The 12353-nt window shown below is 67.7% G+C and carries 13 protein-coding genes; 5 read left to right on the top strand and 8 right to left on the bottom strand.

Features of this window, described 5'->3' with window-relative positions; genetic code table 11:
• Positions 1 to 37: 37 nt before the first annotated feature.
• The 4 genes from ABIB42_RS09060 to gluQRS all read left to right on the top strand — a co-directional run bounded on the left by ABIB42_RS09060 (position 38) and on the right by gluQRS (position 2961).
• Entirely contained in the window at positions 38 to 712 is a 675-nt protein-coding gene (locus ABIB42_RS09060; RefSeq protein WP_005666171.1) for a thiol:disulfide interchange protein DsbA/DsbL, read from the top strand.
• Positions 713 to 1045: 333 nt separating this feature from the next.
• Positions 1046 to 1453: a nucleoside diphosphate kinase regulator gene (gene rnk / locus ABIB42_RS09055; RefSeq protein ID WP_005666172.1), complete on the top strand. Its 408-nt coding sequence runs from the start codon at positions 1046 to 1048 to the stop codon at positions 1451 to 1453.
• A gap of 76 nt (positions 1454 to 1529) precedes the next feature.
• Positions 1530 to 2021, top strand: coding sequence for a nuclear transport factor 2 family protein (locus ABIB42_RS09050; protein WP_005666174.1), 492 nt, complete (start codon positions 1530 to 1532; stop codon positions 2019 to 2021).
• A gap of 4 nt (positions 2022 to 2025) precedes the next feature.
• Positions 2026 to 2961 (top strand): tRNA glutamyl-Q(34) synthetase GluQRS, encoded by a 936-nt coding sequence (gluQRS, locus tag ABIB42_RS09045; RefSeq protein WP_005666176.1) that lies wholly within the window; start codon positions 2026 to 2028, stop codon positions 2959 to 2961.
• Here gluQRS and ABIB42_RS09040 read toward each other — a convergent pair.
• Both ABIB42_RS09040 and ABIB42_RS09035 read right to left on the bottom strand, forming a co-directional pair.
• The gene (locus ABIB42_RS09040) at positions 2933 to 3535 is read right to left on the bottom strand and encodes a CHRD domain-containing protein (protein WP_005666177.1); all 603 of its coding nucleotides are present in this window, start codon (positions 3533 to 3535) and stop codon (positions 2933 to 2935) included. The genes gluQRS and ABIB42_RS09040 overlap by 29 nt on opposite strands.
• Before the next feature lie 166 nt (positions 3536 to 3701).
• The gene (locus ABIB42_RS09035; protein ID WP_005666178.1) at positions 3702 to 4166 is read right to left on the bottom strand and encodes a DUF421 domain-containing protein; all 465 of its coding nucleotides are present in this window, start codon (positions 4164 to 4166) and stop codon (positions 3702 to 3704) included.
• A 147-nt stretch (positions 4167 to 4313) separates the two neighbouring features.
• On the opposite strand from ABIB42_RS09035, the gene ABIB42_RS09030 reads away from it, so the two are divergent.
• The gene (locus ABIB42_RS09030) at positions 4314 to 5249 is read left to right on the top strand and encodes a LysR family transcriptional regulator (RefSeq protein ID WP_005666179.1); all 936 of its coding nucleotides are present in this window, start codon (positions 4314 to 4316) and stop codon (positions 5247 to 5249) included.
• A 12-nt stretch (positions 5250 to 5261) separates the two neighbouring features.
• Here the strand turns inward: ABIB42_RS09030 and ABIB42_RS09025 are convergent, their stop codons facing one another.
• The 6 genes from ABIB42_RS09025 to ABIB42_RS09000 are packed head-to-tail and all read right to left on the bottom strand — an operon-like array spanning position 5262 to position 12341.
• Positions 5262 to 6362 (bottom strand): porin, encoded by a 1101-nt coding sequence (locus ABIB42_RS09025; RefSeq protein WP_429248238.1) that lies wholly within the window; start codon positions 6360 to 6362, stop codon positions 5262 to 5264.
• 38 nt (positions 6363 to 6400) lie between these two features.
• The gene (locus ABIB42_RS09020) at positions 6401 to 7852 is read right to left on the bottom strand and encodes an aldehyde dehydrogenase family protein (protein WP_005666181.1); all 1452 of its coding nucleotides are present in this window, start codon (positions 7850 to 7852) and stop codon (positions 6401 to 6403) included.
• Between the two features lie 14 nt (positions 7853 to 7866).
• Positions 7867 to 8673, bottom strand: a complete 807-nt coding sequence (locus ABIB42_RS09015) for an enoyl-CoA hydratase/isomerase family protein (protein ID WP_005666182.1) — start codon at positions 8671 to 8673, stop codon at positions 7867 to 7869.
• A gap of 31 nt (positions 8674 to 8704) precedes the next feature.
• A complete protein-coding gene (locus tag ABIB42_RS09010; RefSeq protein WP_005666183.1) occupies positions 8705 to 9319 on the bottom strand; it encodes a UbiX family flavin prenyltransferase in 615 nt (204 codons plus the stop codon).
• A complete protein-coding gene (locus ABIB42_RS09005) occupies positions 9316 to 10785 on the bottom strand; it encodes a UbiD family decarboxylase (RefSeq protein WP_005666184.1) in 1470 nt (489 codons plus the stop codon). Before ABIB42_RS09005 ends, ABIB42_RS09010 begins: the two co-directional genes overlap by 4 nt.
• Positions 10782 to 12341, bottom strand: a complete 1560-nt coding sequence (locus ABIB42_RS09000; RefSeq protein ID WP_005666185.1) for an AMP-binding protein — start codon at positions 12339 to 12341, stop codon at positions 10782 to 10784. Before ABIB42_RS09000 ends, ABIB42_RS09005 begins: the two co-directional genes overlap by 4 nt.
• Between the last annotated feature and the right edge of the window lie 12 nt (positions 12342 to 12353).

The raw sequence follows: 12353 nt of genomic DNA, 5'->3' as shown, positions 1-12353 counted from the left end.
ATCTCGCCTTCGTCTACATATTTGCCGAAGGAAAGATATGCGTCTCATGCGTTTTGCCCCGCATTTTGTCCTGACTGCGGCCGCACTGGCGGCTGGCGTCGCCAACGCGTCGCCGCTCGAGCCGCGCAACGGCGCCGAATTCACCACCCTGGCCGCGCCGCAGGCAACCCAGGCCGTCGGCAAGAAGGTCGAGGTGATCGAGTTCTTCGCCTACCACTGCGGCGCCTGCAACGCATTCGAGCCGACCCTCGTCAACTGGGCGAAGAAGCAGGGCGACAATATCGTCATGCGCCGCATTCCGCTACCGTTCCAGGGCCCGCTCGACCCGGAAGCGCGCCTGTTCCTGACGCTGGAAGCGATGGGCAAGCTCGACGAATACCATCACCGCGTGTTTCGCGCCGTGCACGTCGAGCGCAAGCGCCTGATGAAGGACGACGACATCATCGCCTGGGCCGCAGCGAACGGCCTGGACAAGGCGAAATTCATGGAAGCCTGGAATTCGTTCGGCGTGCAGACCAGGCTCAAGCGCCTGTCGCAGATCGCCAATGCCTACAAGGTGAGCGGCACGCCGACGGTGGTCATCGATGGCAGGTACGTCGTGTCGCCGGATGCGGTGCGCCAGGCCAACAAGATCCAGGACGTGGGCCAGCTGATGACGGCCACCGGCCAGGTGCTCGACGCCCTCGTGAGCAAGGCCGCTGCCACCAAGTAATCAAGCGATCGTCCAGCCGCCGGTTGACTGGACGACAAAGCGGGCTATACTGCGTTAATCGCCTTCGCCGCCCGCCATGAACCAAGCACGCCTGTCACAATTTGCCGCCGCATCGCTCCTGAGCGCAGGTGGCGTGTGCACGTGCGTGGCATCGCGCCGAGCGGCGCACCTTTCCAGCCTCGACCTCGCCCGGCTTTCCCGGGCTCGGTGAGGAAACACGGCAGGCCAGCGCCTGCCCATCCTCCCGGGCCGCCTCCATTCACTGAAGCGCCGCATCGACCATGCTGCGCCGTCATCAATCTCGACCTTATCCGGTCATTTTGTGGAGTACACATGAAACCATCCATCGTCGTATCCTGGCTCGACCTCGAGCGTCTCGAACGCATCCTCGACCGCCTTCCCGCCGCGCAAGCCAATGCGCGCGACGCCCTGTTGAGTGAGCTCGAGCGTGCTGAAATGGTCGAACCATGGGACATGCCGCCCGACGTCGTCACCATGAATTCGCGCGTGCGCTTCCGCTTCGCGGGCTCGGACGAAGACGTGACCATGACCCTGAGCTACCCCAAGGACATGAAGGACAGCGGCGAGCAGCTCTCCGTGCTGACGCCGGTCGGCACCGCCTTGCTGGGCCTGCGCGTCGGCGCCAGCATCACCTGGCAACGCCCGGGCGGCGGCACCTTCGAAGCCACCGTGCTCGACATCGACTACCAGCCGGAACGGGCAGGTGAGCTGCACCGATAGCAGGGTGGGAGCGTGGTTCGATACATTTCCATGTGTACAATAACCGCGCTCAACAACTCCAACGAAGGGACATTCCGTGAAACGCTTCCTGACCGCCTGCTTCCTGTGCCTGGGCTTGATTGGCGCTGCCAACGCCGCCACCGATGCCGAACTGACGAAGCAGGTCAACGCCTTCGTCGACGGATGGCACGACGACGCGGCCAATACGCGGATGGCCTATTTCGACAAGATCGCCAAGGACGGTGTCTACATCGGCACCGACCGCAGCGAGCTGTGGACGCGCGACGAATTCAAGGCCTGGTCGAAGAAGTATTTCGACGCCAAATCGGCCTGGACTTTCAAGGCGACCCGCCGTAACGTCTACGCTTCCGCCGACAAGTCGCTGATCTGGTTCGACGAATTGCTCGACACCAAGAACATGGGCCATGCGATGGCCAGCGGCGTAATCCGCAAGACGGCGAAGGGGTTCGAGATCGTCCATTACCAGCTCTCGCTGGCGGTGCCGAACGAGGTGATCGACCAGGTCACCGGCATCATCGCCGAGCACGAAAAGAAGGCCAAGAAGTAAGCCAGTGAGCCAACCGTATATCGGCCGTTTCGCCCCATCGCCCTCCGGCCCGCTGCACGCTGGCTCGCTGGTGGCGGCGCTGGCCAGCTACCTCGACGCGCGCTGGCACCAGGGCGCCTGGCTGGTGCGCATCGAAGACATCGACGAAGGCCGCAGCGTGCCTGGCGCGGCCGAGGGCATCCTGGCGCTGCTCGATGCGCTGGGCATGCATGCCGACGGCGAGATCGTCTGGCAGAGCCGGCGCAAGGACCTGTACCAGGCGGCGGCGGACCGCATCCGGCAAGACACCTATCCCTGCGGCTGCAACCGGCGCGAGATCGCCGATTCGCGCCTGGGCTTCGCGCCCGACGGCGCGGCGATCTATGCCGGCACCTGCCGCCACGGCCTCGGGCCGGGCCGCACCATGCGCAGCCTGCGCGTGCGCGTGCCCGAGGCCGGCGCGGACGAAATCACCTTCATCGACCGTTTCGCGGGCCAGGTCACCCAGCACCTGGCGCACGACTCGGGCGACTTCCTGCTAAAACGCGCCGACGGCTTCTGGGCCTATCAACTGGCGGTGGTGGTGGACGATGCGGAACAAGGCGTGACCGACGTCGTGCGCGGCGCCGACCTGCTCGATTCCACGCCGCGCCAGATCTACCTGCAGCGCCTGCTGGGCGTGCCGACGCCGCGCTACCTGCACGTGCCGGTGGTGCGCAACGAAAACGGTGAGAAATTGTCTAAGCAGACTGGTGCGCTGGCGGTGACGGCGGGGGATGAAGCCGCCGCCGTCGCCGCGCTGGTGCAGGCGGCGCGATTCCTCGACCTGGACCTCGACTTCGCGCTGGCGCCCCCGCGCTCGCGCCAGGCCTTCTGGCAGGTGGCGATTCCCGCCTGGGGCCGCCTGCTGGCGCGCCGCGCCGCCGCGGCAATTACTTCGCCAGGCGCGGCCGGGGAGTAAAACGGCGCTGCGCCAGCAGCGCCAGCATACCGAGTCCCAGCCCCATCATCGCCCAGGTGGCCGGTTCCGGAATCGGGGCCGCCACCGCGAAGCCGCGGATTTCGCCGCCTGGATAAGCGGTGCTGTGGATGTTGACGTAGGCCTGGTTGCCGTTGAACGCATTGATGAGCGCGCCGCTGGCCAGCTGCGGCGTGCCGCCGTTGGCCGCCAGGAAGTCCGGATCGTAGACGGCCGGGTCGCCCAGGTCGAAGGCGGCCGAATACATGCCGGCAGTGACCTGCAAGGGGAAGTCCAGGAAGGGAATCGCCACCGGCGCGACGCCGCGGAAGGCATCCACCGTGCAGCAATGGATGTGGGCGCTGATGGTCGGGCTGGACAGGTCGCGGAACGGCACCTCGGCGCGCAGGGTGAGGTCGTCGATCTCGAAGGCCGCGACGCTCGACCCGGGCGAACCGTTGGGAATGTCTTCGGCGGGGCCGCTGGCAACCGCGCGGTAGTAGACCGGCGCGGCCTGGCTGGTGGCGGCGACCAGGGTCGACGCGGCCAGCGCGAATACGGTGAGGGCTCGTTTCATGGTAGACCTCCTGATCAGGAAAGAAACCAATCGCGCCGCCGGATTGGCGGCGGTGCCCAAAAAATTAGCACAGGAAGAGTAGCCCGCCCACACCGTACGGGTGGTCAAAGGCTGCTGAGAAATCTCGGCAGTTGAGACAAGAGCGGCGCGGCAAATCGCCGCCCGTTCACTGGGGATTGCGCATGATGCTGATCCGGCCGTCGGCTTCGAGGAAGGCGCATTTCATCTCGGGCCGCGGGCAATCGGCCTCGCGCAAAGCTTCCTCGATATCGCTTTGCGACAGGCGGCAGCCTTTCATCACGTTCTCGAAGAATACCCCATCGCGTCCGATCAGCACCGGGCTGCCTTCGATCAGCCGTTCGATCTTCTTGCTGCGCGAGGTGAGGAAGGCGAACAGCACGGTCAGGGCCACCAGCGTGGCTGCGATGATCAGGCCGCCGAACAGCGAATCGTCGCCGCCCGTCAGCGAGTTCGAGACTGCCTCGGACAGCAGCATCACGACCAGCAGGTCGAAGGGCGTGAATTGGCCGACCGTGCGCCGGCCGGACAGGCGCATCATCAGGAGCAGCGCGCAGTAGACGATCGCGCCGCGCGCGACTAGTTCCCACCAATCAAGATCGAGCTCGAACATATGGCCTCCGCAAGCATGAGTCTGTTCAGTCAATTGTAAGCACTTTGCTAACAATTTTCTGGTCAAGCGTGCGCGTCTCTCCGGCCAGCGGTTCTTGCTAAGGTATGATGTTCCTTTCAGTCAGCTCCGGCGCGCACTGTTTCGCCCATGGACTTCCGTCAGATTCATTATTTCATTTCCCTGTACGAGGAAGGCACGGTCACCCGCGCGGCGCACCGTCTTCACATCGTTCAGCCGGCGTTGAGCATGCAGATCGGCCGGCTCGAAGAGCATCTCGGCCAGAAGCTGTTCGAGCGCACCAAGCATGGCATGGTGCCCACCGACGCGGCGCGCCAGATGTACCGCCTGTTCCTGCCGATCATGCGCGACTTCTCGAATGCCGAGGCGCAGATGCTGAGCAGCGAAGGAGAGATCCGCGGGCACGTCAATATCGGCCTGATCGCCTCCATCACGCAAGGCGTGCTGGTCGAGACGCTCGGCGCGTTTTCACGCCAGTATCCCGGGGTCGACGTGTCGGTCAGCGACGGCTACACCAGCGTGCTGGCGGACCGGGTCGCGGAAGGACGCCTCGATGCCGCGATCGTCAACAAGCCGCGTCGTCCGCTGGCGCTCGACGTCGAACACATCATCGATGAAGAAATGGTGCTGATCGTCGGCCACAGATTCGAAGGCAGCCTCGCGCCCAGCATGACGCTGCGCCAGATGGCGGGGATCGGGCTCGACCTGGTGCTGCCCACCCGCGGCCACGGCCTGCGGGCGAATATCGACAGCTTTTTCGAGAGCGAGAACATCGAGCTGGCGCCCAAGTTCGAGATCGATTCGCTGGTCGCGACGATCAAGCTGGTGGAGCAAACCCGGATGGCGACCATCGTGCCGCGCGTGGCGGTGCACCGGCAACTGTATGACGGCAGCCTGCGCGCCCACGGCATCGTGTCGCCGCGCCTGGTGCGGCGCGTGGTGAGCGTGTCGAATCCACGGCGGCCGCTCAGTCCGGCCACGAAACTGTTCATTTCGATGCTGGCGGCGAACCTGCGCCTGCGCGCCCCGGGCGCCGCCACCGAGACGCCCGAAGCCGCGGACTAGCCGACGCCTTGCTCAGAAGTGGTGACGCAGGCCCATCATGACGCCGTTCTGCGCCATGCCGACGCCTACCGTGCCGCCCGCATCCAGGGGGACCGCCGAGGCGCCGTCGTTGTCCATGCGGCCTGCCGCGGCGTAGACGTGGCTGCGCTTGGACAAGGAATAGGTCAGCCGCGCCACCAGCATCGTCACGTCGGACGGCGAATCCTTGAGGTCGCGCCTGGCCCACTGGGCGTCGAGCGTGAACGGTCCCATGGGGTGGCTTGCGCCGACGTACCACAGGTTCGACTGCGCCTGGCCGGTCGCGGCCTCGGTGTCGCGGTGGATGACGCCGGCGCCGAGGCGGGTCGGTCCCAGCATCAGGTAACCGTTCAGGGTGGTGCGCACATCGGTATGCGCGCTGCTGGTCAAGCCGAAGGCGGCGCCGTCGTTGCCATGCAGTTTGTCGTACGAGCCGATCACGCCCCATCGCTTGGTTTCCCAGCCCACCAGGGCCGTGTACTGGCGGCAGGCCTTCGCGTCGCCCGCCACTTCACCGGCGCAGTTCGTGGCGGCCGGCCCGCCGGCGCTGGAGGCGTCGCGTCCGACACTCCAGGTGGCGCCCACCACGAGGCTGCCAAAGTTGCCCATGTAGCCGATCGCATTGTCCGAGCGCGCGTTCGGCAGGTAGCCGTCGATGCTGCTGATCGCGAACAGGTTCGGCCCCATCACGTCGGTCTTGATGGTCGCGATATACGTCATGTTCACCTGGCGCCCGACCGTCAGCGTGCCCCAGTCGCCTTTCAGGCCGACATGGGCGGCGCGGCCGAACAGGCGGTTGCCCTGGCCGAGCGCGCCGCTGTCCATGGCGATGCCGCTTTCCAGCACGAAGAACGCCTGCAGGCCGCCGCCCAGGTCTTCGGCGCCGCGAAACCCGATGCGCGACGGGAAGGAGCCGGTCAGCGACGGCACCTTGGTGATCGAGTCGCCCTCGGCGTCGGCATTGGTGGTGTGGACCACGCCGCTGTCGACGATGCCGTAGATCTGGACCGAGGATTGCGCGCTGGCGCTGGACGCGGCGCTGGACGTGGCAATGCCGCAGGCGAGCGCGAGCGCGCCTCTGGTGAGGTGGTTCATGGTGTCTCCAGTCGTTGTAGTTTTTTACGGGGCGCTGATCAGAGCAGGCCCGCGTCGCGGAAGATGTGCTTGGTCTCCAGGAAGTCCGCCAGTCCCTCGTAGCCATGCAGGCGGCCGATGCCGCTGCGCCGGTATCCTCCGGTTTCGGCTTCCGCGAACAGGCGGTTGTGGTCGTTGATCCAGACCGTGCCGTTGCGCAGCGCGCGGGCCAGGCGCATTCCGCGGTCGCCGTCGGCGGTCCAGACGCTGGCCGACAGGCCGAACACCGTGTCGTTGGCGCGCGCCACGGCTTGCCGTTCGTCCTCGAAGCGTTCCAGCACCACGAACGGGCCGAAGATCTCTTCCTGCGTGAAGAAGGCCGAGGCGTCGGCATGCGCCACCAGCGTCGGCGTCATGAAATGCCCGCCCGGCGGCGCGCCGTCGGGCCGGCCGCCGCGCAGTACGACCTCGTCGCACAGGTCGAGCGCGCGCGCCACGTCGGCCGACACGCGCAGGTAGGCGTCGGCGTCGATCAGCGGTCCCATGCCGGCGCCCGGGGTGGTTCCCGGCGCGACCACGATCGCCGCCAGCGCGCCCTTGAGCGCTTCCTTCATGGCGTCGTAGCAGGCCGCATGCACCAGCACGCGCCGGGCTGCGGTGCACTGCTGGCCCGAGATGATCGTCGCCGCCGTGGCCAAGCGCCGCGCGACCGCGGCGACGTCGGCATCGGGAAACACCAGGCAGCTCGACTTGCCGCCGAGTTCCAGCGACAGCTTTTTCATGGTCGGCGCGGCCGCGGCCATGATGCGCTGGCCGGTCAGGTTCGAGCCGGTGAAGCTCAGCACGTCCACGTCGGCCGACGTGGTCAGTTCCTGGGCGGCCTCGCTGCCCTGTTCCAGCACCAGGTTCAGCACGCCGCGCGGCAGGGTCTCGACGGCGGCCAGTTCGCGCAGGACGGCGGCGCTGATCTGCGCGCTCTGGTGCGCGGGCTTGACCACGACCGTGCAGCCGGCCGCCAGCGCCGGCGCCAGCGACCGGATCAGCAGCACGACCGGCGCGTTCCACGGGATGATCAGGCCCGCCACGCCGGCCGCTTCGCGCAGCGTCGCCGAATAGGCGCCCGGCTCGACTTCCATGAAATGGCCGGGAATGTGGCGCGCGAGGCCCGCGTAGTAACGGATCTCCGAGATCGCCGCCGCCATCTCGCCGTGCGCCTGGGGCAGCACCTTGCCGTTTTCCCAGGTGAGCAGGGAGGCCAGCCCGGTGCACCGCTCCAGGCGGTCGGCCCACTGCAGCAGCACCATCTGGCGCCGGCGCGCGTCGTGGGCCCAGTGCGACTCGTCGAAGGCCCGGCGCGCGCTGGCGATGGCGCGCCGGGCGTCTTCCCCGGCGCTGGCGGCGAAGCGGCCGATGGCGGCGCCGCTGGACGGATCGTGGCTGGCGCCGGTGGCGCCAGAAGCCGCCTCCTGCCACCCGCCATCGATATAGTTCTGTGCGTGCAGATCGCTCATGTCGGCGCTCTCCCTCAGGAGCCGTCGAAGACCGGGGGACGCTTGGCGTGGAACGCCTCGACGCCCTCGCGGAAATCGTTCGAGGAACGCAGGCGGCTGTAGCAGTGGCCTTCCAGCTCGATGGCGATCGACAGCGGCGAATCCTCGGTGTCGTTCAGCAGCTTCTTGGCGGTGCGCTGGGCGATCGGCGAGAATGCGCGCAGTTCGTCGACCAGGCGGTCGGTGGCCGCTTCCAGTTCGGCGTCCGGCACGCACTCGGTGGCCACGCCCCAGTCGTAGGCCTGCTGGCCGGGGATGCGGCGCGAGCGCATCACGATGTCCTTGGTGCGGGTGATGCCGACCATCTTCTGCAGGCGCGCCGAACCGCCCGAGCCGGGAATCTGGCCCAGCTTCTGTTCCGGCAGCGCATAGAAGGTGGTGTCGGTGACCAGGCGGAAGTCGCAGGCCAGCGAGATCTCGAAGCCGACGCCGAAGCAGAAGCCGCGGTTGGCGGCGATCACCGGCTTGCTGCAGCGGGTCGGGGCGGCGACGTTCCAGGCCAGCTTCGACACATGCTCGGGGCTGGCCTCCAGGAAGCCGCGGATGTCGCCGCCGCTCGAGAAGTGCTGGCCGTCGGCGCGCAGCACGATCACGCGCACGCGCTCGTCGGCGTCGAGCGACTCGAACACCAGGCGCAGCTGCTCGCGCTGGGTCATCGAGATGATGTTGAACGGGCCGTTCGACAGGACGATGTCGGCGCGCTGGCGCGCGGCGTCGATCTCGACCCGGAAGCCTTCGAGATTGGCCAGCAGGCTGTGGGCGGGGTGGTTCAGTTGGGTCATGCGGTTCTCCTGGTGTGATCGGTTTGTATGGTCAAGAATTGTCGGTTCGTTCGGCGCCTCCGGCGCCGGCCCTGCCCATGCCTTCCCAGCGCTTCACGAGGCCCTGGTGGGGCAGGTCGAACAGGTCGAGCAGGCGCCCGACGGTATGGTCGACCAGCTCGTCGAGCGAGGCTGGCCGGGTATAGAATGCCGGCACCGGCGGGAACACGATGCCGCCCATTTCGGTCACGGCCGTCATGTTGCGCAGGTGCGCGAGATTGAGCGGCGTCTCGCGCGCCACCAGCACCAGCTTGCGGCGCTCCTTCAGCACCACGTCGGCGGCGCGCGTGACCAGGTTGTCGGCCAGGCCGTGGGCGATGCCGGCCAGCGTCTTCATCGAGCACGGCGCCACCACCATGCCGGCCGAGCGGAACGAGCCGCTGGCGATGGTGGCGCCGATGTCCTTCACGTTGTGCACCACGTCGGCCAGCGCCTCGATATCGGCGCGGCGCAGGTCGAGCTCCTGCTGCGCGGTCATCACGCCGGATGCCGACATCACCAGGTGGGTCTCGGCGACGCCGGACGCGCGCAGATGCTGCAGCAGGCGCACGCCGTACACCGCGCCGCTGGCGCCGGTGATCGCGACGATCAGTCGCGGTCGATTCATGCGCGCACCGCCGCGTCGTTCCAGTCGATCGTGGCGCCGCGCACGATTTCGCGGTCGAGATCGATCTCGCGCTCGCCGGGAATGCTGACCTTGGTGAAGACGTGGCCGTGGTAGGCCACCGGCTTGGTCGCGTCCAGCCCCATCTTGGCGCTGATCCCCTGCAGGTGCGGCGGCGCGGCTTCGCCGTCCTGCATCTGGCCGACCGTGGTCGAGGGATCGAGCGCCGAACCCTGGGCGCCGGCGATGACGATCAGGTCGCGGTCGGCCTGGAAGCGCGTGGCCACCGCCCATTCGACCTGCTGCGGGTCGTGCACGTCGACGTCCTCGTCGACGATGGTGACCTGCTTGATGTCGTAATGGGCGCCGAAGGCGCCGAGGATCACGTTGCGCGGCTCGCCCTCGCGCTGCTTGCGGAACTTGACGAACAGGTGGTAGCGGCCGACGCCGCCGACCGACAGGTGCACGTCCAGCACGTTCGGGAAGCTGCGTTGCAGGTGCGCCAGCATGGTCGCCTCGCGCGGGATGGAGCCGAGCAGCAGGTGTTCCATCTCGGCCGGCACGATGGTGTGGAAGATCGGCTGGCGGCGATGGGTCACCGCGTCGACCGCGATCACTTCGCGGTTCTCGCGCGCGCTGTAGTATTTCGGGAATTCGCCGAACGGGCCTTCGGGCTCGCGCACATTCGGCAGCAGCTTGCCCTCGACGACGATCTCGGCGCCGGCCGGCACGCGGATCTCGCTGGTGCGGCACTTGACGACCGGCAGCGGCGCGCCATGCAGGGCGCCGGCGATCTCCAGTTCGTCGAAATCGATCGGCGTGATGGCCTGCGAGGCGAGCAGGGTGAGCGGATCGGCGCCGATGACCACCGCCACGTCCAGCGCCTGGCCCTGTTCCTCGGCCGCCTTGTAGAACGCCAGCAGGTGGCGCGGCAGCATCAGGATCGCCATGCGGTCGGGGCCGTGCACCTGGATGCGGTTGATCGAGACGTTCTGCACGCCGGTGACGGGATTGCGGGCGATCACCAGGCCGGCGGTGATGTAAGGGCCGTTGTCATGTTCGCTGTGGGTCGGGATCGGCAGCAGCGCATGCAGGTCGCCGGCCATCGCGCCACCGAACTCGTGCACCACCTGCTGGCACGGCGCATCGGCGGCGTCGACCTCGCGCCACGGCAGCGGATGGTCGACCGCGCGGCGGAACGCGCCGAGCAGGCCGGCCTGTTCGACACCCATGGCCTCGGCGATCCAGGCGCGGCGCGCCACGAACCCGGACACGACGGGGATGTCATGGCCGTCGGGACGCGGGAAGAAGGCAGCCTGCCTGCCGTCGAGGCGCTTGGCGATCGCCGCCAGCGTGTGCTTGAGCGGCACGCCTTCGCGGATCACGGCCAGGCGGCCGGTCGCTTCGAGGTGGGCCAGCCAATGGCGCAGGTCGCGCGCCTTGTGGTTCGGGAGCTCGGCGTTGTTCATTGTTTGGTGTCTCCATGTGCGTTGGCGCCCGGCGCCGCCATCGATTCGTATTCGCCGGCGACCAGCTTGCGGCGCAGGATCTTGCCGACCGGTGATTTCGGGATGTCGCGCACGAACACGTATTCGCGCGGGCGCTTGAAGTTGAGCAGGTCGGAATTGCGGCAGTACTCGTTCAATGCTTCGGCGCTGACTTCGCCATGCGCCTTGACGAAGGCCACCACCTTCTGGCCCCAGCGCTCGTCGCGCAGGCCCGCCACGGCGACTTCGTCGACCGATGGATGCAGCGACAGCACCGACTCGATGTCGACCGGCGAGATGTTCTCGCCGCCGCTGATGATCATGTCGTCCATGCGGCCGGTGACGAACAGGTCGCCGTCGGCGTCGAGGTAGCCGGTGTCGCCGGTGAAGTACCAGCCCGCACGGATCGACTTGGCGTCGGCGTCGGGCCGGTTCCAATAGCCGTCGAAGGATTCGTCGCCCTGGAGGTCGCAGATGATCTGGCCCTCTTCGCCGGGCGCCGCCAGGCGGTCCGGTCCCTCGGCGCTGAGCGGCACCACGCGCAGGCGCGTGTTGATGCCGGCGCGCCCGGCGCTGCCGGCCTTGCGGGTGGCGTCCTGGTCGATCGCGAAGGTGTACACCTCGGACGAGCCGTAGTGGTTGACGAACAGCTCGGGCCTGAAGGTCTCGGTCAGGCGCTTGAGCAGCCCGTCCGGCATCGGCGCGCCGGCGAAGCCCAGCTTGGTCACCGACGAGATGTCCGCGCCATGCTTCTCGCGCCAGGCCAGCATGTCGTGGTACAGCGTCGGCACCAGGTACAGGTTGCTGACGCGTTCCTGCTCGATCGAACGGAACGCGGCGGCGCAGTCGAATTTGGGAACGCACACGAAGCGGCCGTCGACCAGCGCCATCGCCAGCAGCGAACGCACGCCCATCGTGTGATAGAGCGGCATGACGCCGAGCGTGCACTCGCCGCGCCGGTACATGTTCTGCGCCACATGGCCGAGCGCGGCGGCGCGTTCGGCGCGGTGACGGCGCGGCACGCCCTTGGGCTTGCCGGTCGTGCCCGAGGTGTACAGCATCAGCGATATGTCGTCGCTGCCGGCCTGCAGGATCGGCGCGGCGGGCGCCTGGGCCAGCAGGTCGTCGAAGGCCAGCGTGCCGCCTTCGGCGCCGCCGACGGCGATGCGCGGCAGTGCGCTGGCCGACAGGCTGTCCGCCACCGCCGGCGCGCTGACGGGTTCGAACGCGACCGCCTTCGCGCCCGAATCGACGGCGCAGTACTCGACCTCGTCGGGCTTGGCGCGCCAGTTGAGCGGCGTGGCGATCACGCCCAGGAACTGGCAGGCCCAGTGCAGCGTCGCCATCTCGATGCGGTTCTGCAGCACCAGCAGCAGGTGGTCGCCGCGCCGCAGGCCGAGCGCCGACAGGCCGTGGGCGACGCGCTGTATCCGGTCATGCCATTCGGCGTAGGTGAGACGCTGCGCGCCGTCGACGACCGCCAGCGCGTGGGGGCTGCGTTCGACGCTTTGCAGGAATGTGCGTCCAAGATCGAGCACGATGTTCTCCTT

Origin of the sequence: Massilia sp. UYP32 (assembly GCF_050434365.1) — a bacterium.
In the GTDB taxonomy this organism is placed as follows: Bacteria; Pseudomonadota; Gammaproteobacteria; order Burkholderiales; family Burkholderiaceae_D; genus Telluria; species Telluria timonae.
Note: the sequence above shows the minus strand (reverse complement) of the source record. Positions and strands in the feature narration are given on the sequence as shown.

Bases quoted from the DNA above. Each gene is read 5' to 3' on its own strand.
- ABIB42_RS09040 (WP_005666177.1), bottom strand. From the start codon at position 3,535: ATGAAACGAGCCCTCACCGTATTCGCGCTGGCCGCGTCGACCCTGGTC.
- rnk (WP_005666172.1), top strand. From the start codon at position 1,046: ATGAAACCATCCATCGTCGTATCCTGGCTCGACCTCGAGCGTCTCGAA.
- ABIB42_RS09015 (WP_005666182.1), bottom strand. From the start codon at position 8,673: ATGACCCAACTGAACCACCCCGCCCACAGCCTGCTGGCCAATCTCGAA.
- ABIB42_RS09035 (WP_005666178.1), bottom strand. From the start codon at position 4,166: ATGTTCGAGCTCGATCTTGATTGGTGGGAACTAGTCGCGCGCGGCGCG.
- ABIB42_RS09005 (WP_005666184.1), bottom strand. From the start codon at position 10,785: ATGAACAACGCCGAGCTCCCGAACCACAAGGCGCGCGACCTGCGCCAT.
- ABIB42_RS09060 (WP_005666171.1), top strand. From the start codon at position 38: ATGCGTCTCATGCGTTTTGCCCCGCATTTTGTCCTGACTGCGGCCGCA.
- ABIB42_RS09010 (WP_005666183.1), bottom strand. From the start codon at position 9,319: ATGAATCGACCGCGACTGATCGTCGCGATCACCGGCGCCAGCGGCGCG.
- ABIB42_RS09020 (WP_005666181.1), bottom strand. From the start codon at position 7,852: ATGAGCGATCTGCACGCACAGAACTATATCGATGGCGGGTGGCAGGAG.
- ABIB42_RS09025 (WP_429248238.1), bottom strand. From the start codon at position 6,362: ATGAACCACCTCACCAGAGGCGCGCTCGCGCTCGCCTGCGGCATTGCC.
- ABIB42_RS09030 (WP_005666179.1), top strand. From the start codon at position 4,314: ATGGACTTCCGTCAGATTCATTATTTCATTTCCCTGTACGAGGAAGGC.